This is a genomic window from Acinetobacter calcoaceticus (assembly GCF_051947995.1).
GTDB lineage: Bacteria > Pseudomonadota > Gammaproteobacteria > Pseudomonadales > Moraxellaceae > Acinetobacter.
On sequence record NZ_JBLVVH010000003.1, the window covers coordinates 200,271 to 220,615 of the forward strand.

Below are 20,345 nucleotides of genomic sequence, written 5' to 3' on the forward strand. Positions count from 1 at the left end.
GTTAAGGGCTAGATCAAACGCATGGCAGTCATGTTTTTATGATGTTAACCTGTGACGTAGAGTGGAAATTTCCGAAGAAGTTGATGAATTAACTGAACAACATGATGACGTTCTGAAACCATTCAGTTTTTGAATTTAAAATTTCACAAGAGCAGAGCGAAGTGAAAGAATAAATTTGGTGGAGTTAAGGTTTTGCTGTAGCTCAGAGGTTGTAAAATATTTTTTTATATAACAAAGTCTTAGGTTGGGGTAATTCCTTTTGCTGGTTTTATGCTATATATTTCTTAAAAAAGCTGAATTGTTGCAATAGACAGTTTTAATTTTTGTCATAAAATCGTCATAATCGCATTGCATAGTGCATACGGTTTCATAAATTGTTTATAACGAGAAGAGTCTAATGTCTTTAAGAGTTGGTGTCGCTGCTTTCGGGTTATTATTAAGTAGTTCAGTTTTTTCAGCAGTCACAATCACTGCACCTGAAGAAATCGTGATTCTTGCAGTAAATGGTCAAGAAGTGAATAACGGATTAATTCCTTCAAAGAAAAATAACTATCAGGTTGATCCGGGGAATTTGGTTGTCAATGTTCGTTATCGTGAATATTTTGAGCATTTAAATGGTGAGCATGACATCATTAAGTCGGGTGTGGTTACTATTCAAGCGCCGAACCTTCAGGACAACCAATCTTATACTTTAGCTCTGATCAACGCGCCTAAAGATTTTGAAGCAGCCAAAAAATATGCTGACCAGCCTACAGTTGCTTTATATGATCAAAATAAAAAGCTCGTGGTCCAACAAACGGGTGCGAATAATGAAGCGCAGCCATGGTTCTCTGGCAATAATTTTTTAAGCCGTACTCTGGATTTAACCCAAAAGAATAAAAACAATGTGGTCAATCAACCAGCGCCTGTTTATTCAGGTACCACCACACAGACAGCGGTTGTTGCAACGGCACCTGTTGCTGTCACTACAGTAGCTCAAGTGGGTACCACCAAGACTACAGATCAGCAAATGGCAGAATTATGGCAAAAAGCATCGAAAGCTGAGCGCCAAAAGTTCATGGCCTGGTTAGCTGGTCAAAGCAACTAAATCTTATATCAATAAAAAGGCCGATGATATCATCGGCTTTTTTTATGCCTGTGAAAATACTTAGAGAGCTTTTTTCTTAAGACTGGCGAATACGTTAAACCTGACTTTTTTCAGAGCTAGCTGATCCTTTTTTTGACTAGGTCAGGTTAAACCTACAGGTGTACTTAATGCTCGATCTTTTTGCTTGTTGATAAGTATGTGAAAACACATAAGAAAAGAAGACTGTAATCATATCAATTCAAATGACCTGTTAAATACCAAAGTCCTTGGATTGGAAACAAATAGGCAAGAATAGTTGCCAGCAATAAAACAAGCGCAATGGCTAAGCACGATTGAGCTACAGCTTTGGCTGATCCAATTCACGGTTATATAAAGCACAAGCAATAAACATAAAAGAGTAGTGCTATATCACCACATAGTTATGACTTTGTAATTGCATTGGTATGACGTATGCCAGGCGCATAGTCAGCATACAGCTAATATTGATCTAACTCCACTGCCAAATAAAGTAGACTGAAGCCTTTAAGTTCGACGAAATTGTTTTTTGTTTTCAGTCTAATCCGTAAACTAAAAAAGGCCACCAAATCTGGCAGCCTTTTTTGAAAGTATGGGAATGGAAAATAACTTACTGGCCTAACCAGATAAAGTACCCGAGAACCATCAAGGGCCAAGCGATATAAGGGCTAAATAACCATTTCCATAACCAGAATCTTGGCACAAATCCAACACCATGCACGAAGCCACCGGAGATTCCAATCATTACCAGCATCAGCAGGCTATGATTATAGTGTCCGTTAGCATCCAGCATCAGTGATGGATGGACCAGTAAAATAGCAGCAAGGGGCAATGCCAACAAAAACGAAATGGTCATTGCAAGCACTTGCGCTTTACGATTCTTCGGTGTTGTCATTGCTTCAGCCATTTTATTATTCCTCATCTAAATTTTGATGATGTTCGATGTACAGTGCACTGAGTACACCTGCGAAACATGCCATCAAAATGCCTAGAATCCATGCAAAATACCACATGTCACATCTCCTGATTAATACAAACTATGTGAGTTTTCTTCAATGTGTTTGTTGGTGATGACGCCCCACATTTTGTAATACGACCAAGAGGTATAGATCAAAATGAGAGGTACGAAGATACATGCAGCAACCGTCATTACCCCGAGGGTTTTATGACTGGAAACAGCATCCCACATGGTCAAGCTTGATGTTGGATCAATGCTTGATGGTAACAAGAAGGGAAATAATGCAAAACCGGCAGTCAGGATTGCGCCGACAATCATTAAGCTTGTCCCTGTAAAACTTGCAGCCGCTTTATGTTTGCCTGCACTAATGATGACCAATAAGGCACCTAAAATTGCAACAATAGGTGCAGCCATAGTTATTGGATAGGTTGCATAGTTATTGAACCAGCCATGATTGGCATTGGTCACCACTTCTTTGGCAAGCGGATTCAGCGCAGCATTGGTATTCACCGCAGTCGCATAGCTATAACCAGAGATATTGCCGAAGTATAACCATGCACCCGCAGCCAAGAAGCATACAAGGAAGGCAATTGCCATAATTTGTGTTGCTTTGGCAGAACGGTTATGTAAATCGCCATCAGTACGTAGCATCAACCAGGCCCCGCCGTGTGCACATAGCATTGCTAAGCTGACAATACCGCAAATCAGTGCAAAGGGATTTAATAGGGCAAAGAAGCTACCGGTATATTGTGAACGTAAGGTGTCATCCAGACTAAAGGGTACGCCGAGGAACAAGTTGCCGAATGCCACACCAAACACCAGTGCAGGCACTGCACCACCGATACACAAGCCCCAGTCCCAAGAAGTACGCCATTGGGTATTCTCTAATTTAGAGCGATAGTCAAATCCGACGGGTCGCAGGAACAGGGCAAATAGAACCAGTAGCAAGGCCCAATACATTCCCGAGAAGGCAACGGCATAAACCATTGGCCAAGCTGCAAATAATGCACCACCAGCGGTAATGAACCAGACCTGGTTGCCGTCCCAGTGTGGGGCAATCGTATTGATTGCAGCACGGCGTTCAGAATCAGTTTTACCTACGAATGGCATGAGTGCCATTGAGCCCATATCGAAACCGTCGGTGAGGGCAAAGCCAATCAGCAGAACACCAACCAATACCCACCAGATAATTTTTAGGAGTTCATATTCGATCATGACTGAGCCTCCCCAGCTTTTGCTTCGAGTTTTTCGAAGTGATATTTACCAGTATGTAAAGAACTTGGACCTAAACGCGCAAATTTGATCATTAAGTACATTTCGATAATCAGCAGTACGGTATAGAACGCAGCCAGCGCAATAATTGAACCCCATACATCGCCTGTACTGATACTTGAAGCAGACAGATGTGTTGGCAAGATTTCACCAATTGACCACGGTTGACGACCGCCTTCAGCCACATACCAACCTGTTTGAGCTGCAATCCATGGGAGAGGGAGAGCAAACAAAGCAAATTTGAGTAACCAAGGTTTATCTTCGGCGTTGCGTTTTGCTACTGACCAGGTTGCTAAAAGGAATAACAACAGCATGAGGAAGCCTGAAGCCACCATCGCACGGAAGGAGAAGAAGAGAGCAGCGACATTTGGAATAGTATCTTTAGTTGCTGCCTGAATATGTTCTTCAGTTGCATCAACTACATTTGGCGCATATTTTTTCAATAACAGGCCATAACCTAAGTCTTTTTGATTTTTCTCAAATGAAGCCAATAAGTCTGGCGAACGGTCACCCGCGCGAAGTTTTTCTAACTCGCTATAAGCCACCATACCGTTACGGATACGCACTTCATGTTCTTTCATCAAGTCACGTAAACCAGTCACTTCTTTGTCTGTAGAACGTGTAGCAATAATCCCCATCACATAAGGAATCTTAATCGCATAGTCGGTACGCATTTCCTGCTGATTTGGGAGACCAAATAAGGTAAATGCAGCAGGTGCCGGTTCGGTATGCCATTCTGCTTCGATTGCGGCAAGTTTGGTTTTTTGAACATCACCGAGTTCATAACCAGACTCATCACCAAGCAAAATTACAGAAAGTGTTGACGCTAAACCGAAGATGGCAGCAATCGCGAATGAACGACGTGCAAACGGCAAGTCACGTTTCTTTAATAGATAATAGCTTGAGATCGCCAGAACGAAGATCGCACCTGTAACATAACCTGCAGAAACCGTGTGTACAAACTTCACCTGAGCAACAGGGTTGAAGATCAATGCACCGAAGTCAACCAGTTCCATACGCATGGTTTCGTAGTTAAATGCAGCACCGACCGGGTTTTGCATCCAACCGTTTGCGATCAGAATCCACAAGGCAGACATATTCGAGCCAATTGCAACTAACCACGTCACGCCTAAATGCTGGACTTTAGACAGGCGATCCCAGCCGAAGAAGAACAAACCGATAAAGGTGGATTCAAGGAAGAAGGCCATCAAACCTTCAATGGCAAGTGGTGCCCCGAAAATATCGCCTACATAGTGGGAATAATAGGCCCAGTTGGTTCCAAACTGGAATTCCATGGTTAAACCAGTGGTTACACCTAGGGCAAAGTTAATCCCGAAGAGTTTCCCCCAGAATTTGGTCATGTCCTTATAGATCTCCTTGCCAGAAATCACATATGTGGTTTCCATAATGGCAAGAATAAAAGCCAGACCTAAAGTTAGAGGGACGAAAAGAAAGTGATACATTGCGGTCATTGCGAATTGGAACCGCGAAAGATCGACCACGCTTTCAGAAATCATCAACGTGTCTCCTGAGTTTTGGACATGTCACCAGCAATACGCTCGGCAACTTCATTGTTAAAATCTTTTGGAATCGTTGGGGCATCAAACCATATGTGTTTAATCACCATGAGAAGAGCAACTTTAATAATAAGAATAATCGTGATTTCTCGGATGAGCCGCCGATTAGGGTCTTGAGAACGCGTGTTCATAGAACCTGGCCTCATATTTAAAGAAGATGTAAAACATTATTAAATAAAATTCATTGAAAATAAACCTTTGAGGTTTTTAAATAATTTTATATAAAATATTTGTTATAAATCAAATATATAGATTATTTTATTTAAAATAATTTAATTAACCAACTAAAATGATATGGATTGATTTTTAAATCTGATCAAAACGGTTGTATTTATATTTTTAAATCTGATTAAAAAGATAGGGTTTATACTGAATTAAATAAATATTAAACCAACTAAAATGGTATGAATATAAAATTTATAATATATACAGCGACTTATAATCTTGTTTACATAATTAAATAATTTTCACAATGAATTCAATACAAAACCTAGTGTATAGGTAAAGATTATTCTAAAAAATGTGACGGGTGTCACTGATGTATTTTTTGTGTTAGTGAGATCATGAAAACAACAATAAAGGAAGAGCAAAATCTAAAACTTTTATCCAATATATTTGTAACAATATGTAAATTTTAGGATTTTGAACAAAAAGTAGCTGATTTATACAGCAATTTAATCTGGAGTGAATAAATTATTTGAAAGTGAGATCTTCTTGGCAAGGTAGTGGGAATTTGATTTTTGGCTGATGAGCAGCACTTGTGATTGTAATTCGAGTTCGCCGTATTCAGGTTCAACTTGTACATAGTACAGTTGTCCAAACTCATCGCGCACACGCGCCTGAGCTGAAAAGCCCGGACGTGCATTGCCTGTCGAAATGGTTGCTAGACGTCCAACCAAATTGGTATGGGTATGAATCACTTTCGGCTTGATCACCTGGTCCAGGCAGTGAATCATAAAGACGGTAAAGAAAATATCGATGATTAAGGCCGGAACAAATAAATAATAGGGTGAAATGAAGTAGTGCTGCAAAGCAAAAAACGACAGTTCAAGAAAGTAGCCGGCAAAACTAAAGTTGATAAGCAAGAAAACAAAAATCAGATATTTGGAAAACTTTACATCCAGCAAAGGTGAGTTCAGTAGCCACTCCGGAGCCAGCTTCTTGACCAGGTGGCTTGGACGCAAACCAATAAAAATACCAATGGTTTCTGCAATACTGAGTATGATCAAAGCCACGACGCTCATATGAAATGGCATCAGGTAGTAGTTGAGAAAAAACTCAGTCATTGCAGAATTCATGATTTAAGCATCAATCAATATAGATACCACCATCCGAATGAACTTCCAGATTTACTTTTTCAAGGAATTCACCCAGACACGGGCCTGAAAGACATTCGCCAGTCTCAACAGAGAATAACGCGCCATGGGTAGAGCATTGGATATATTCGCGGTCTTGATCCAGAAACTGGTTTTCTAAAAACTCAAGTTCTGTTTGCAAATGCGGACAAACATTCTGATAGGCATAAAAACTGCCATCTTTTTGAGTAATAAAAATCGTTGTCCCTTTCATCGTATCGTATGCACGAGACTCACGCTCAGGGACTTCTTCAGTCATGCAAATCTTTTCCATGTTAAGCACATTCCTGTTGAGCTTTTTTAAATTGTTCCAAGAGTTCTGCGTAATGGTCGACACTCAAACGTGGGCCGAATTGTGCAACAACTTCGCTAGAGATTAAAATAGCAAGTTGAGCAGCTGCTTCCAAGCTTAAACCGGCATTAATTGCATACAAGAAAGCACCGGAGAATGCATCGCCTGCACCATTGGTATCGACGGCTTCAACTGCACGGCCATTGACATGGAACTGATGGGCTGCATCTACAATTACTGCACCTTTGGCACCTTGTGTGATCACAAGGTGCTGGTTTTTTAATTTTAGCATCTCGATTGCAGCTTCAAGATTTTCAGTATTGGTGAACATCAATGCTTCCTGTTCGTTACAGAACAACAAGTCCACACCATCATCTAAAAGTTCTTCTAACCCTGAGCGAGCATATTGCACCATAGCCGGATCAGAAAGTGAAAGGGCAATTTTAACACCGTGTGCTTTAGCCAGCGCGCGTGCCTGCTTTACTGCGACGCGTGCAGAATCACTTGTAGATAAATAACCTTCAATATACAACCATTTCGCCGTTTTTAACGGTTCAAAGTCAATTTGTTCAGCGGTCAGTTCAGCAGTAATACCAAGATAAGTCTGCATGGTACGTTCAGAATCCGGGCTAATCAGTACCATACAGGTGCCTGTAACGCCTTCACTGATAGATTGGGTCGCTGTTTGGATACCTGCTTCGTTTAAACCGGTTAAATAGATCGAGCCTAGTTCATCGTTGCCGACACGGCAACCATAAAAGGCTGTACCGCCTAAAGCACTAAAAGCAACGCTGGTATTCGCCGCTGAACCACCACTGGCTTGGCCTTTATAGCTTTGGGTCGCTTGTAATTTTTGATATAAATTTGCCTGTGTTTCGCCATCGGCCAAATGCATTGTGCCTTTTGGCAATCCTTGTTGCGTTAGAAACTCATTTGAAACCTTAAATTCCTGGTCAATGAGTGCATTACCAATTGCAAAAAGATCAACAGTTGCCATGTTTGTCATCACAGTAAAAATCAAAAAGCAAAGTTTACACCAATGCTCAGGATTACAATAGTTTGTTGAAAAAAATTCAGGATAAAGACATGGACGTTTTCCTGCATTTAAGAAGGAAATGGATTTGATTGCTGACTATTCAACTAAATAAGCCAGTTGAATTGTACAAAGGCAAAGCATTCGGGTTTTAACAAGGCATCAGCACGACTTAGAAATGCATGAAAATGGTTTTCAGTAACATGCAACGGCATTATTTAGGATCTAGAGATATTGTTTTGATTGCAGTAGGTGGCATTAATCAGGCACCTTTTGATCTAGCTGAGGGAATTGGAGAATTATACCATTTTTAGATTCATCCTGATTTTTATTGAAAAGGTGTGGGGGATATGCCCAAATTTATTCTGAGCAGATTGGTTTGTTGGCGATACTAAAAATGCAGCTAATTCCTCTCAATGTATTGGCTATGAATGTATGTATTGAGGACCTCTTCATTTTTGGAAAATTTTTTAATCAACTGGGTTGTGTTTAGCCGCTGAATTTTTCTACAAAAATAGAGTAATTTACATGGATATCGATACGTATTCTTCGGTAGACTCTCTATAATCAATTGTAATGATTTAATAGAGATAAATTGGAGATCACATGACTGTAGATGTTACTGAAAGCATTACTCAAACTATTCATCCCGCGTTTCAGCTATTACGTCAACACCATGTAGAAGCACTCGATATTCAAGTTTCAGAATATAAGCATAAAGTGACTGGTGCTGTTCATTATCACTTGGCTACCAATCATGATGAAAATGTGTTCCTAGTTGCATTTCGAACCCAGCCCATGGATTCAAAAGGAACGGCACATATTTTAGAACACACTGCGTTATGTGGTTCTGAGAAGTTTCCGGTACGTGATCCGTTTTTCCTGATGATCCGCCGTTCACTCAATACGTTCATGAATGCTTTTACGGCGGCAGACTGGACCGCTTATCCATTCGCGACTCAAAACAAAAAAGACTTTCAAAACTTACTGTCTGTATATCTGGATGCCGCATTTGCTGCCAATCTGAACCCTTTAGACTTTGCTCAGGAAGGGATCCGCATTGAGCTTGAAAATGATCAGGCAGTTTACAAAGGTGTGGTTTTTAATGAAATGAAAGGCGCGATGAGCTCTCCAACAGATCAGCTGTATCATCAACTTGCGCATCATTTGTTCCCGGAAACAACCTATCACTATAACTCTGGTGGTGATCCAAAAGACATTCCAGATTTAAGCTATGAACAGTTGGTCGATTTCTATAAAACCCATTATCACCCAAGTAATGCAGTATTCATGACCTTTGGTAACCAAAGTGCATATGACCTGCAAGAACAGTTTGAGACGTTGGCATTACATAAATTTTCTCAAGGTACAACTTTATACTCAAAACCTGAGAAGCGTTTAACGGCTCCGGTCGAAGTGACTGAAAGCTATGCGGTTGATAGTGAAGACCTAAAAGATAAAACCTACCATGTGATGTCATGGTTGTTGCCTGAAACCAGCGATACCAAACTACGCCTAGGGATGCGTCTGGTTGAAGGGATTTTATTAGAAAATTCGGCTTCGCCATTACGTCACTATCTGGAAACCTGTGGTTATGCACAATCAACAGGTCCTTTAATGGGCGTTGATGACAGCAATTTTGAAATGACCTTCTATTGTGGTGTTCAAGGTTCAAATGCTGAACATGCAGAAACTTTTAAAAATGGCATTCTGGATATTCTGAAAGAGGTGGCTTCCAAGCCAGTTGATACTGATTTTGTCGATGCCATTCTGCATCAAATCGAATTACATCAACGAGAAATTAATGGCGATGGTACACCATATGGTTTAAGCCTGATTTTAAATGGATTGGGCAGTGCCATTCACCATAGTGATCCGGTACATGTCTGGGATGTCGATTCTGCGATTGAACAAGTGAAAGAAGAGTTGAAAGACCCGATGTGGTTATCAAACCTGATTCAAACGCACTTGTTGGATAATCCGCACCGTGTACAAATGACCTTGGTTCCGGATGCAACCAAATCGTTGAAAGAGCAACAGGCAGAACAGGCGCGTTTGGCTGAGATTACTGCAACTTTAACCGATGCACAGAAAATCGAGATTGAAGAAAAAACCGCAGCATTAAAACAGCGTCAGGACACCCCGGATAATCTTGAACTACTACCAAAAGTCGGTCTGGAAGATGTCCCTGCCGAGTTGCAGATTGTTCAAGGTCAGTTGCGTGAAATTATCTGTAATGGTCTGGATACACCATTAAACCTATATCATGCGGGCACCAATGGGATTTACTATCAACAAGTCCTGATTCAGATTCCGGATGAGATTGTTGAATCACCTTACTTCAACTTGCTGTCTATTCTGATGGGTGAGGTAGGTGCAGGTGAATATGATTATCTTCAATTCCAGCAGCTTCAAACAGCCGTGAGTGGCGGTTTGGGTATGGGCGCTTCTTTGCGCAGTAAGGTCGATGACAAAGACCGGATCAGTGCATGGCTCACCTTAACCACGAAATCGCTGACACAAAAGCTGGATGCCATTCAATTATTGAAACTCGCTTTTGAGCAGCTCCGTTTCGATGAGAAAGATCGCATTATTGAATTACTGCAACAACGTAAAACCCGTTGGCAATCACGTTTGTCTGGCTCTGGTCATAGCTATGCGATGCAGGCTGCATCTCGACAAATGAGTGCCTTGGCGCGCCGTGATTATCACAATACAGGATTGGGTGCATTAAACTGGCTCAGTGACTTGGTGACCAAAATTGATCAGGACGAGACGGCTTATCAGGCGTTGATTCGTGAATTACAGGCGATTCACCGCAAGTTGCTGCAAGCGCCTAAACAATTCTTAGTGGTATGTGAAGAACACCAATCAGACCGTTTGGTTGAAGAAGTACAAACTGTCTGGGATAAACTGGCTGTTGATCAGGCACCTGTGAGTTTAACATCAGTTGAACATGTCAATTCTTCAGACGATGAAGCCTGGTTGATTCAAGCCAATGTCCAATTCTGTGCCTCTGCTTATCAGGCGGTAGATGTGGCGCATCCTGATGCAGCACCGTTGATGGTGTTGGCTGCTTATTTACGCAATGGTTTCCTGCATAGCGCCATTCGTGAAAAAGGCGGTGCGTATGGCGGTGGTGCAAGCTATGATGGTAACGCATGTTCGTTCCGTTTCTATAGCTACCGCGATCCACGCTTAGCTGAAACGTTTAATGATTTTGAAGCCAGTGTGCAATGGTTAATCAATACCGAGCAACAGCCACATCAACTTGAAGAAGCAATTCTGGGCTTAGTTGCAAGTATGGATAAGCCAGGTTCTCCGGCGGGTGAGGCGATTACAGCATGCTATGCATTGCTACATGCACGTACGCCAAAATTCCGTAAGATTTTGCGTGAACGCTTGTTAAACGTGAATCTGGACGATTTGCAACGTGTTGCCAAACAGTACTTATTGGCTCAAAAACCTGTAAAAGCAGTAGTTGCGCCATTTGCGAAACGTGAAGAATTGCAGAAACTTGGATTTAGCATCAAGCAAGTCAATTAAAAGAAAAATTGGAGAATTTTATGGCGTTCAAATCTTTTGAACGTAGTTATCTGGAGCTGAGTATCCTTGCGATACTTGGCTCTTTAACTACGTCGTTGTCGCATGCTGAATCGACAGCACCGACAAGTCCTGCAACTGTAGATGCGTGTGTGGCTTTAGCTGCAAATGCTGAACGTCTGGCTTGTTATGACCGACTTTTTAAAGCACCCACCATTATTCCAACTCAAGTTCAGACCGATGCCGCGCCAATTGTTGCAGCTGCCGTGCCTGCGGTGGAGTCAAATGAGCCAGCCAAACCTGAGTCTTTGAAAGATAAGGTGGTTCAAAAGGTCAGTGACTTGCATCTGTTAGGTGCCGCACCAAAATTTGATCCTAATGTCTCTTTGCTGGATCGTCGTTGGGAACTGTCAGAAGAAAGTAAGTTAGGGGTGTGGAATATCCGTGCCTATCAACCGGTTTATCTGTTGCCTGTATTCTGGACCAGTGACAAGAATGAGTTTCCGAGCAGTCCAAACCCTCAAAATACGGTCAAAGACAAGCAGGAGTTGACTTCAAGTGAAGCCAAGTTTCAGATCTCATTCAAAACCAAGGCTTGGGAAAACATCTTTGGCGATAATGGTGATCTGTGGTTAGGTTATACCCAATCATCACGCTGGCAAGTCTATAACTCGGATGAGTCACGACCATTCCGTGAGACCAACTATGAGCCTGAAGCAAGCTTGATGTTTAGAACCAACTATGAAGTTTTAGGTCTGAATGCCCGTTTGCTTGGGGTGACCTTGAATCACCAGTCCAATGGTCGTTCTGATCCGTTATCGCGTAGCTGGAACCGTGTGATTTTTAATCTTGGTTTTGAAAAAGATAACTTCGCACTCATGTTGCGTCCTTGGTATCGTGTAGAAGAAGATGCCAAAGATGACAATAATCCGGATATTAAAGATTATATCGGTCGTGGCGATTTAACTGCATTTTACCGTAAGGGTGATAATGATTTCTCTCTGATGCTGCGTCACTCCTTAAAAGGAGGTGATCGTTCACATGGTGCGGTGCAGTTTGACTGGGCGTTCCCGATTAAAGACAAATTACGGGGACATTTTCAAATATTTGATGGTTATGGCGAAAGTCTGATTGATTATAATCACCGAGCAACTTATGTAGGCTTGGGGGTATCTTTAATGAACTGGTACTAAATGAGTTTGCACATTCCAGAACCATTATTACAGCTTGAAGCGAATTGTGGTGTGTTTGCACTGTGGCTCATCTTAAAGCAATATCAAACTCATATTGATATTGCTGACCTGATCCAGTTGTGTGGTCACGATCGTAAAGACGGCACATTCACGATTGCGCTGGCTGTGGCAATGAAAAAATTAGGTTATACCGTCTCTTTTTATAGTGCACCTGATCCCAATATCGATGAAAATGAAAAGCAGTGTTATGCAGAGGCAGAACGTCTTGGCATTCCTGTCGAAGCTGCTTTAACCTATGCTGAGATACAGCACGCTTTTGAACGCGGTCATTTTGTGGTTGCGTTTTATGACACCTTGCAAGGAGTGGGCAATCAGTCCTTGCTTTATTCCATTGATGAACAGGAAGTCAGTTTCTGTGATCATTTTGATGTGATGTCTAAAGCCGTATTTGAACAACAACGCCAGGCTGATGGCATTTGCCAGCAGGTGGTGGTGATTGAGCAGCCTGCTCCTCATTCTTATCCAATCTGAATATTGGCATTGGCGTGTTTTAAACGGCTCTTTTTCGGTGTTGCAATCAAATAGGCAAGGGTTAAAGGCCCCAGTCGACCTGTAAACATCAATAGACTCAGTACAAACAGACTGCCGTCATGTAACTGGCTTGTGGCACCACGCGATAAACCGACAGTACAGGCGGCAGAAACCACTTCAAACATCAGGTCCAGTACATCCAGTTTCGGTTCAAGCAGAAAAATGATAAAGCAACCTACAAAGACCAGCATGCCTGTAATTGCCGTCACAGCAAGTGCTTTATAGGTTGTTTCTGCTGAAACGGAATGATTAAAGATCCGGATTTCTTCGTTACGCCGTAAAAAAGAAAGCACGCACAGCAACAGGATCACAAACGTACCGACTTTAATGCCACCTGCAGTACTCAGAGAGCCACCCCCAATAAACATCAATAACATGGTCAGCAAGGCTGTACTATGTTCCATCGCGCCGGTATCGATGGTGTTAAATCCAGAAGATCGGGGAACAGTAGCCTGAAACCAGGCATTCATGGCTTGCTCACCTAAACTCATCGAGCCGAGTGTCAGCGGATTGTTGGATTCTAATAACCAGATCAGGATAAATGCGACCAGATTCAGAATCGCAATGGTACTCAGGATGAGTTTGCTGTTTGGTGTAAGTTTACTCCAGCGTTTGTTCTGTTTAACATCGATCAGTACCAGAAAACCAATTCCACCTAAGGTATACAGCAGGCTAATGGTTAGACAGATCAGGTAGTGCCCCTGAAAGTTGATCAGGCTGTTATCGAATAGGGAAAAGCCAGCATTATTAAAGGCAGACACGCTGTAAAAGATAGCGTAATAAAGGCCACGGGCAAATCCGTACATCGGTGCAAACGAGGCAGTTAAGATCACAACACCAATCAGCTCAAACAGTAGGGTATATAACACCACGCCTTTGGCGACAAAAGTGACTTTAGACAGGCTGGTTTGACCAAGGCTGTCCTGTGCCATCATTTGCTGTTTAAGACCTAACTTGGGTGCCAGGCTTAACGCTGCCAGTATGGCGAAGGTCATAAAGCCCAAGCCGCCTGATTGGATCAATAACAGGATAACAAACTGCCCAAAATGATTGAATGACTCATTTAGATTCACTACGGACAAGCCGGTAATGGTCACCGCTGATGTTGCAGTAAATAAGGCATCCATCCAGCTCAAATTGCCTTTATTGGCAATCGGTAATTTGAGTAATAATGTCCCGATGATGATAAAACTTAAAAAACCGATCGCCAGCAAAGAAGGTGGACTCAGGTTAAAAATTTTTTGGGAGTTTATTTTCAATGCCATGTTATGCGAAACATCCTGAAAGTTTTCTGAGATGGCTAAGCGAACCTTCCAAAATCAGTACATCATCCGTTTTTAAGGTAAAATTTGGATCAGTGTCATAAAAAATCTGCTGGTCGCGTTTAAGTAATAACAGTTTGATATTGGGCTCTTGCTTCAAAATCCCTGATAAATTGACATTGTTGAGCTTTTCATTGACTGGAACTTTGACAATATAATGATCGTCATCCAGTGCCATATAGCGGCTCACCATTGGATAGTTTAATGCCTGAGCAACACGGACCCCCATGTCTTCTTCTGGATGAATAATCTTACTGATATTTAAATGGGAAAGAATCGTATGATGGGCCTTAGTCTTGGCTTTAACTAGAATCTTTTCAACACCTAAATTCTTCAGGTTGAGTACGCAAAGAATGCTGGCCTCAATATCTTCACCAATCGCAACAACCACGGCATCGCAATTTTGTATATTCAGTTCTTCCAGAACATGCTCATCTGTGGCATCGGCAATCACTGCATGTGTAATACGATCCGCCAGATTTTCCACATTGCGCTTGATGGTATCAATTCCGATGACATCATGATTTAGTTTGGTGAGCTCTAATGCAACAGTTGCCCCGAAACTACCTAAACCAATGACTGCAAACTGTGCCATAACTGTCCTTAACTAAATGATAAAAATGTCTTTTTGTTCATTTTAAAATGGAATGATTTTCCGTTTGTAATGATTTTGTGTTGTCGTCTCGCAACCCATTAACAGGGACGAAAAAATAAAGCCGACATCAAGCCGGCTTTAACTATTGAAGGTGATTATTTAAGGAAACGCTGATAACCAATGTTGTTGCTGATTTCAGCATATGGATAAGTGATCTGTTCCAGTGTTTCAATCAGACCATCGGGATTCTGTTTGGCATCCGTAGCTTCCAGGCCGACCAGCACACGACCTTCTGCGGCACCGTGATTTCGGTAATGGAACAGGGTAATGTTATGGGTTGGCCCCAAGCGCTCAAGGAAGGTAAGTAGTGCACCTGGACGTTCCGGGAACTCAACACGGAACAGACGCTCATTTTCAATATTGGCATGACCGCCAATCAGATAACGGATATGCAGTTTTGCCACTTCATCATCAGACAGATCATCGACTTCATATTGCTGTTTCAACATCTCATGAATTTCATGGCGTTCGGTTTCACCACCTTTGAGGCTGATGCCGACAAAGACTTGAGCCAGATTGCTTGAGCTGGCACGATAGTTGAATTCGGTAATATTACGACCTTGAAGGGCGCGACAGAACTGCAGGAATGCACCTTTTTGTTCAGGAATGGTCACGGCATAAATGGCTTCACGGCGTTCACCTAACTCGGTCCGTTCTGCAATATAACGTAAACGGTCAAAGTTCATGTTGGCGCCGCATACAATCGAGACCATGTTTTTACCGGTCAATTGATGCTCTGCAACATATTTCTTGATCCCCGCCAAGGCCATGGCACCAGACGGTTCGACGATACTACGATTTTCATCATAGGTGTCTTTAATGGCAGCACAGATTTCATCTGTATCGACCGTTACGATATCTGGTTCAACGATTGGACCTGAATTATCCGACTTTCGTAAACGGATCACATCAAATGGCAATTCACCAATTTGAGCAACTGCCGTACCGTCGGCAAATAAACCCACATGCGGTAATATCACACGTTCATTGGATTCTAGGGCAGCTTTTAAACATGCCGACTCTTCGTATTCAACGCCGATGACTTTAACGTGTGGCGCGACTTCACCGAGATAGGCTGCAACACCTGCAATCAGACCACCGCCGCCAACAGCAACGAAAACATATTCAACATCACGCCATTGGCGCAGCAATTCATTGGCAATGGTGCCTTGACCGGCAATCACTAGTTCATCGTCATAAGGCGGGATGAAAACCAGTCCTTCATCTTCTGCACGTTGTTTTGCATATTTATTGGCAACATCGAAGCTATCGCCGTATAACACCACTTGACCGCCTAAGCGTTTAACTGCCTGAACTTTAATATCAGGTGTGGTGCTTGGCATGACGATAATCGCAGGAATACCTAATTTTTTTCCAGACAATGCCACGCCTTGTGCATGGTTACCTGCCGATGCGCAGATCACACCACGGTCAAGCTGATCTTTAGGTAACTGGCTAATACGGTTATATGCACCGCGGAGCTTGAAAGAGAACACGGGTTGTAAGTCTTCACGTTTAAATCGAATGTTATTATTAATTTTTTGACTAATTCGTGGAGCTGCTTCAAGCGGTGTTTCAATTGCAACATCGTAAACCGTTGCTTGTAAAATTTGTCGTACCACACGAGACAGCATGTTCTTCTTCCCTATAACAGTTTAAAATAGATGATCATTGTAGCAAACCCCCGTGCATTTGCGCTGTTTTCTTGCAGCAAATGTCAAAATAGTTGAGTGAAGTCATGAGTCTATATGCAACCCAAGATGAAAAAAAACAAGCTGCGGCAAAAGCAGCTTTGAAACATTTGCCTAAAGGCGGCATTTTGGGCGTAGGAACAGGAAGTACCGTTAATTTTTTAATTGATTTATTGCCTGAATTGCAATTAGAGGCGGCCGTTGCCAGTTCGAATGCAACAGCTGAGCGTTTGCAGAAGCTCGGCATCGAAGTGGTTGATATGAACTCTGTAGGTGGTCTGGATGCCTACGTAGATGGTGCTGATGAAATTGATCGCCATATGCATATGATCAAAGGTGGTGGTGCTGCCTTAACCCGCGAAAAAATCGTTGCGTCGATCGCAAAGAAATTTGTATGTATTGTTGATGATTCAAAATGGGTCGATCAGTTAGGTCGTGATTTTCCACTTCCTGTTGAAGTGATTCCAATGGCACGTTCTGCTGTAGCACGTAAAATCGTCGCTTTAGGCGGTGATCCGGTTTACCGTGAAGGCGTGGTGACGGATAACGGTAATGTGATTCTGGATGTATTTAACTTAAACATTCTTAATGCACTTGAGCTGGAAAAAACAATTAACGATATTCCTGGGGTGGTCACGAATGGTATCTTTGCACTCAATGCAGCGAGTATTGCGATTGTTGCAACCAATAATGGTATCGAAGAGCGTACTGCACAATAATGCAGGCAGTTTCTTTAGAAACCTTATTACCTGAAATTAAAGTGGTTCGACATGCAAGGGCGAGAAATCTGCGCTTGCGTGTGGAACCCACAGGTATTCGTTTAACGGTTCCACTATTTTGTAGTAAAAAACAGATCCAGCAGTTTTTGACTCATTCTGAGCAATGGCTGGTTGAAACTTGGGGCAGACAACAAAAACAATTTAGTCAGAATGTAGATTTTCCCGAGCAACTTTCATTATTTTCTCATTCTCAACCGTTTCAGATCATTCGACAAACACAACGACATATTTTTAAGTTTGATTGGGAACAGCAAACCATCTTTATACGAGCTACGGCGCCGGAGAAAGCGTTACAGGCGGCTGTCATGGCCTATGCCAAGGAGTTTTTACCTGATTATCTGGATCAGGTCAGTCGGGAAATCGGCTTGGCTTATCAATCCTGTAATATTCGGAATCCGAAAACCCGCTGGGGTAGTTGTAGCTCCAAACATGACATTATGCTCAGTGCCGCATTGGCACTCATGCCTGAACATAATGTCAGGGCGGTGTGCGTACACGAATTGGCACATACCAGACATTTTGACCATAGCGCGGCGTTCTGGAATGAAGTTGCCAAATATGATCCAAATTATCTTGTGCATCGTCAGCAGTTGAAGCAAATTCAATTACCGAGTTGGTATTATAAAAAGGACTAACCGTTAAAAAAGCGGTTATGTTGTACGGCTAAACCTTTTCGGATACGCCAAGCCTGTTTAAGGTTTGGAACATCATTCTGCCAGTGTTTCAGCACAAGAATGATAGCAATGATTTCTGCACGGGTCAGAATTCCTAGCCAGAACACGATCAGGAACAGAATGTGGGATTGTCCTGTTAGCGTCACTTGCACCAACAGTGCAAATAAAAATAAAGTCCAAATTTTGGCGCCCAGACTATGGGTGGCAACTTCCTTGCGAAATTTAATGAAACTGACCACATAAATCGCCATTTCAGATGCAACTAAAATAATGATTGGATAGAGTTGTTGTTGGAAAAAAGCCGGCTGTTGTAGGTAAATCGAAACGATTGCACAAATAAAAAAGACTTGATCAACATTAGAATCAAGTCGGCGCAAGCGTTCAGTTGAAACCCCGAGATGTCGGGCAAGCATGCCGTCAAAGATATCGCTAAGCAGACCAAGGCTAAGAAAAATAACGGTATAGACCGGATAAAATTCAGGTTGAAATAAAGTCACTGCGACGATGAGAAAACCGAGTATGACTCTGGAATAAACCAGTAAGGTCGGAATTTGATATTTTAAAGACATGAATAAAGTGAAATAACATGATTATTTTGAGTATAGCATCTGGATAAATGTAACAGTTTTAACATGATCGCTTTCATGTAAATGACAGCAGCCTCGAAAGACTGCTGTCCTTAAAACTATTTAATGCCTAAAGCATCTCTCATAATGAAGAATAAATCAGTTTGATCGAGTAAGCCTGATACATTGGCCGCACGCGGACCATAAGCGGCTGTACGAACTTGGGCGCCGGTATGATGCTGGCTTTTACCTTCAGGTGCAGTGCCATAATTGATTGCCATTGCGACACCATCTTTGGTTTTAAGTGCTGCTGTTTGGCCAGGGCTGTCACCATCCACAGGAATGATCTGGCTGGTATGCGCATGGTCACCTGTGACAATAATCAGAGTGTCGCCATGTTGTTTTGCAAATTTTAAGGCAACCTGAATCGCTTCATCGAGTTGTACGGTTTCACCAATTTGACCGCATGGATCAGCAGCGTGATTTCTTTTGTCAATTGAACCGCTTTCAACCTGTAAGAAGAAACCCTTAGGGTTGGGTTGAAGTAACTCAATGGCTTTTTCAGTCATTTGAGCCAAGCGGGGTGTAGAAGCACTAAATTCAGCATTATCTCTACAACTTTCCGCTTCCTTTTTATGTCCATTCAATTGAGTTGCTGGACCTGTCCAGATCACAGGAAGATTTCCATCTGCAAATAAACCGAGTAAAGGTTGGTTTTGATTGGCACGATCAACTGCTTTTAACGCGTTGAGGTCTTCGACGATACGGTAGTTTTCTAATTTCGCGCGTTCAAATAAGGTCTTGCCTTGGAAAGGACCTGCTTTTGCTACTTCATAGAATGTTTTCTTACCGCCGCCTAAAGTCACGTCTGCTCGAGTTGTTAAAAGCTGTTCGGTAATTGAGCCTAATCCACCTTTCTCAAGCGCACTTTCAGGACAGCGTTTGCTGGTTTCATTTGGTCCATAACATTTACGTGAGCTGATATGGGAAACCAAGGCAGCAGGCGTTGCATCTTGTAACTCTGTGGTGGTGACATTTCCCGTCGCAAAACCAGCTTTCTTGGCAAGTTCCAGAATAGTTGCATGTTGTTTTTGATAGATGTCTACACTCAGTGCATTGTTATAGGTTTTAACCCCTGAAGCCCATGCAGTTGCAGAAGCTGCAGAGTCTGTGACGTAATCAATCGCACCGTTCTTATCCAGTGCATACGTGGTATAACTTCCTGTAAAAGGGAGAACATCTAAACCTTTAAAATAACCCGCAGCGCCTTCGGCATAATTTCTGGCTGAGGTAATCTCGGAATCACTGGTTCCATCGCCAATAAAGAGAATAATATTTTTTACGGTCTTGTCACTTAAAGAATTTTTTAATGCTTGTGTGCGCTCTTGTTTTAAGCGGGTTGCACCACCGAACTGACGAATATCACCGTTTGCACCTGGTTCTAATAACTCTCCAGGCTGTGGGTTTGGAGAAGAAATAGGAGGTTCAGTCGTTGGTGGTTTGGGTTGTGGGGCAGGCTGGTTATTATTAGCGGAATCATTGTCGCTACCGCAACCAACAAGTAATGAAATAAGGGCAGGTAAAAGTAATGGTTTAAGTTTCACTTAATTTCAACCTAAATATTAGTTGAAATGGATAGTAATAATAAAATGTTAAGGTTTGGTTAAAATTATATTTTGATTTTCTTTATATTATTTTAAAAAGGCACTAGAACCAAAATTCCAGTACCTTGATTTATACGC

19 protein-coding genes are annotated in these 20,345 nt (G+C 42.1%); 6 read left to right on the forward strand and 13 right to left on the reverse strand.

Translation table 11 applies throughout. The annotated features are described in order from the left end of the window. The first annotated feature begins 397 nt into the window (after positions 1-397). Positions 398-1,087, forward strand: coding sequence for a DUF2057 family protein (locus tag ACNQO6_RS06860; protein WP_440208465.1), 690 nt, complete (start codon positions 398-400; stop codon positions 1,085-1,087). Between the two features lie 625 nt (positions 1,088-1,712). Here ACNQO6_RS06860 and ACNQO6_RS06865 read toward each other — a convergent pair. The 8 genes from ACNQO6_RS06865 to ACNQO6_RS06900 all read right to left on the reverse strand — a co-directional run bounded on the left by ACNQO6_RS06865 (position 1,713) and on the right by ACNQO6_RS06900 (position 7,553). Next, on the reverse strand, positions 1,713-2,009 hold the full coding sequence (locus ACNQO6_RS06865; protein WP_005257841.1) for a cyd operon YbgE family protein: 297 nt from the start codon (positions 2,007-2,009) through the stop codon (positions 1,713-1,715). A 4-nt stretch (positions 2,010-2,013) separates the two neighbouring features. Next, positions 2,014-2,115 carry a cytochrome bd-I oxidase subunit CydX gene (cydX, locus tag ACNQO6_RS06870; protein ID WP_000270276.1) on the reverse strand — a complete coding sequence of 34 codons (102 nt, stop codon included), beginning with the start codon at positions 2,113-2,115 and terminating at the stop codon, positions 2,014-2,016. A gap of 14 nt (positions 2,116-2,129) precedes the next feature. Next, complete coding sequence (gene cydB, locus ACNQO6_RS06875; RefSeq protein ID WP_440208466.1) at positions 2,130-3,275, reverse strand: cytochrome d ubiquinol oxidase subunit II; 1,146 nt, start codon at positions 3,273-3,275, stop codon at positions 2,130-2,132. Next, entirely contained in the window at positions 3,272-4,849 is a 1,578-nt protein-coding gene (locus ACNQO6_RS06880; protein ID WP_279694479.1) for a cytochrome ubiquinol oxidase subunit I, read from the reverse strand. The genes cydB and ACNQO6_RS06880 overlap by 4 nt, the downstream gene beginning before the upstream one ends. After that, positions 4,849-5,040: a cytochrome oxidase putative small subunit CydP gene (gene cydP, locus ACNQO6_RS06885; protein ID WP_343578614.1), complete on the reverse strand. Its 192-nt coding sequence runs from the start codon at positions 5,038-5,040 to the stop codon at positions 4,849-4,851. Before cydP ends, ACNQO6_RS06880 begins: the two co-directional genes overlap by 1 nt. Positions 5,041-5,583: 543 nt before the next feature. Next, positions 5,584-6,195 carry an OB-fold-containig protein gene (locus tag ACNQO6_RS06890; protein ID WP_343578613.1) on the reverse strand — a complete coding sequence of 204 codons (612 nt, stop codon included), beginning with the start codon at positions 6,193-6,195 and terminating at the stop codon, positions 5,584-5,586. Positions 6,196-6,217: 22 nt separating this feature from the next. Then, positions 6,218-6,523, reverse strand: coding sequence for a Rieske (2Fe-2S) protein (locus tag ACNQO6_RS06895; protein ID WP_440208718.1), 306 nt, complete (start codon positions 6,521-6,523; stop codon positions 6,218-6,220). A 16-nt stretch (positions 6,524-6,539) separates the two neighbouring features. Beyond that, positions 6,540-7,553 carry an adenosine kinase gene (locus ACNQO6_RS06900; RefSeq protein WP_440208467.1) on the reverse strand — a complete coding sequence of 338 codons (1,014 nt, stop codon included), beginning with the start codon at positions 7,551-7,553 and terminating at the stop codon, positions 6,540-6,542. Between the two features lie 642 nt (positions 7,554-8,195). On the opposite strand from ACNQO6_RS06900, the gene ACNQO6_RS06905 reads away from it, so the two are divergent. Genes ACNQO6_RS06905 through ACNQO6_RS06915 form a run of 3 tightly spaced genes read left to right on the forward strand, consistent with a single transcriptional unit; the run spans position 8,196 to position 12,856 of the window. Continuing rightward, positions 8,196-11,135, forward strand: a complete 2,940-nt coding sequence (locus ACNQO6_RS06905; RefSeq protein ID WP_440208468.1) for an insulinase family protein — start codon at positions 8,196-8,198, stop codon at positions 11,133-11,135. Between the two features lie 20 nt (positions 11,136-11,155). Then, positions 11,156-12,325 carry a phospholipase A gene (locus tag ACNQO6_RS06910; RefSeq protein ID WP_343578610.1) on the forward strand — a complete coding sequence of 390 codons (1,170 nt, stop codon included), beginning with the start codon at positions 11,156-11,158 and terminating at the stop codon, positions 12,323-12,325. After that, positions 12,326-12,856 carry a cysteine peptidase family C39 domain-containing protein gene (locus ACNQO6_RS06915; RefSeq protein WP_343578609.1) on the forward strand — a complete coding sequence of 177 codons (531 nt, stop codon included), beginning with the start codon at positions 12,326-12,328 and terminating at the stop codon, positions 12,854-12,856. Here ACNQO6_RS06915 and ACNQO6_RS06920 read toward each other — a convergent pair. The 3 genes from ACNQO6_RS06920 to ilvA all read right to left on the reverse strand — a co-directional run bounded on the left by ACNQO6_RS06920 (position 12,844) and on the right by ilvA (position 16,527). Further along, positions 12,844-14,181 carry a TrkH family potassium uptake protein gene (locus tag ACNQO6_RS06920; RefSeq protein WP_440208469.1) on the reverse strand — a complete coding sequence of 446 codons (1,338 nt, stop codon included), beginning with the start codon at positions 14,179-14,181 and terminating at the stop codon, positions 12,844-12,846. The genes ACNQO6_RS06915 and ACNQO6_RS06920 overlap by 13 nt on opposite strands. A 1-nt stretch (position 14,182) precedes the next feature. After that, positions 14,183-14,833, reverse strand: a complete 651-nt coding sequence (locus ACNQO6_RS06925; RefSeq protein WP_440208470.1) for a potassium channel family protein — start codon at positions 14,831-14,833, stop codon at positions 14,183-14,185. A gap of 155 nt (positions 14,834-14,988) precedes the next feature. Beyond that, positions 14,989-16,527 (reverse strand): threonine ammonia-lyase, biosynthetic, encoded by a 1,539-nt coding sequence (gene ilvA / locus ACNQO6_RS06930; RefSeq protein WP_343578606.1) that lies wholly within the window; start codon positions 16,525-16,527, stop codon positions 14,989-14,991. A 104-nt stretch (positions 16,528-16,631) separates the two neighbouring features. On the opposite strand from ilvA, the gene rpiA reads away from it, so the two are divergent. Both rpiA and ACNQO6_RS06940 read left to right on the forward strand, forming a co-directional pair. Beyond that, on the forward strand, positions 16,632-17,303 hold the full coding sequence (rpiA, locus tag ACNQO6_RS06935) for a ribose-5-phosphate isomerase RpiA (RefSeq protein WP_009512766.1): 672 nt from the start codon (positions 16,632-16,634) through the stop codon (positions 17,301-17,303). After that, positions 17,303-17,998, forward strand: coding sequence for a YgjP family zinc-dependent metalloprotease (locus ACNQO6_RS06940; protein WP_440208471.1), 696 nt, complete (start codon positions 17,303-17,305; stop codon positions 17,996-17,998). The genes rpiA and ACNQO6_RS06940 overlap by 1 nt, the downstream gene beginning before the upstream one ends. Here the strand turns inward: ACNQO6_RS06940 and ACNQO6_RS06945 are convergent. Then, positions 17,995-18,606 carry a CDP-alcohol phosphatidyltransferase family protein gene (locus ACNQO6_RS06945; protein WP_440208472.1) on the reverse strand — a complete coding sequence of 204 codons (612 nt, stop codon included), beginning with the start codon at positions 18,604-18,606 and terminating at the stop codon, positions 17,995-17,997. The genes ACNQO6_RS06940 and ACNQO6_RS06945 overlap by 4 nt on opposite strands. 116 nt (positions 18,607-18,722) lie before the next feature. Then, positions 18,723-20,207 (reverse strand): alkaline phosphatase, encoded by a 1,485-nt coding sequence (gene phoA / locus ACNQO6_RS06950; RefSeq protein ID WP_440208473.1) that lies wholly within the window; start codon positions 20,205-20,207, stop codon positions 18,723-18,725. Between the last annotated feature and the right edge of the window lie 138 nt (positions 20,208-20,345).

Bases quoted from the DNA above. Each gene is read 5' to 3' on its own strand.
- ilvA (WP_343578606.1), bottom strand. From the start codon at position 16,527: ATGCTGTCTCGTGTGGTACGACAAATTTTACAAGCAACGGTTTACGAT.
- cydP (WP_343578614.1), bottom strand. From the start codon at position 5,040: ATGAACACGCGTTCTCAAGACCCTAATCGGCGGCTCATCCGAGAAATC.
- ACNQO6_RS06880 (WP_279694479.1), bottom strand. From the start codon at position 4,849: ATGATTTCTGAAAGCGTGGTCGATCTTTCGCGGTTCCAATTCGCAATG.
- ACNQO6_RS06895 (WP_440208718.1), bottom strand. From the start codon at position 6,523: ATGACTGAAGAAGTCCCTGAGCGTGAGTCTCGTGCATACGATACGATG.
- cydX (WP_000270276.1), bottom strand. From the start codon at position 2,115: ATGTGGTATTTTGCATGGATTCTAGGCATTTTGATGGCATGTTTCGCA.
- ACNQO6_RS06905 (WP_440208468.1), top strand. From the start codon at position 8,196: ATGACTGTAGATGTTACTGAAAGCATTACTCAAACTATTCATCCCGCG.
- ACNQO6_RS06945 (WP_440208472.1), bottom strand. From the start codon at position 18,606: ATGTCTTTAAAATATCAAATTCCGACCTTACTGGTTTATTCCAGAGTC.
- ACNQO6_RS06925 (WP_440208470.1), bottom strand. From the start codon at position 14,833: ATGGCACAGTTTGCAGTCATTGGTTTAGGTAGTTTCGGGGCAACTGTT.
- rpiA (WP_009512766.1), top strand. From the start codon at position 16,632: ATGAGTCTATATGCAACCCAAGATGAAAAAAAACAAGCTGCGGCAAAA.
- ACNQO6_RS06920 (WP_440208469.1), bottom strand. From the start codon at position 14,181: ATGGCATTGAAAATAAACTCCCAAAAAATTTTTAACCTGAGTCCACCT.
- cydB (WP_440208466.1), bottom strand. From the start codon at position 3,275: ATGATCGAATATGAACTCCTAAAAATTATCTGGTGGGTATTGGTTGGT.
- ACNQO6_RS06915 (WP_343578609.1), top strand. From the start codon at position 12,326: ATGAGTTTGCACATTCCAGAACCATTATTACAGCTTGAAGCGAATTGT.
- ACNQO6_RS06890 (WP_343578613.1), bottom strand. From the start codon at position 6,195: ATGACTGAGTTTTTTCTCAACTACTACCTGATGCCATTTCATATGAGC.
- ACNQO6_RS06910 (WP_343578610.1), top strand. From the start codon at position 11,156: ATGGCGTTCAAATCTTTTGAACGTAGTTATCTGGAGCTGAGTATCCTT.
- ACNQO6_RS06940 (WP_440208471.1), top strand. From the start codon at position 17,303: ATGCAGGCAGTTTCTTTAGAAACCTTATTACCTGAAATTAAAGTGGTT.
- ACNQO6_RS06860 (WP_440208465.1), top strand. From the start codon at position 398: ATGTCTTTAAGAGTTGGTGTCGCTGCTTTCGGGTTATTATTAAGTAGT.
- ACNQO6_RS06865 (WP_005257841.1), bottom strand. From the start codon at position 2,009: ATGGCTGAAGCAATGACAACACCGAAGAATCGTAAAGCGCAAGTGCTT.
- ACNQO6_RS06900 (WP_440208467.1), bottom strand. From the start codon at position 7,553: ATGGCAACTGTTGATCTTTTTGCAATTGGTAATGCACTCATTGACCAG.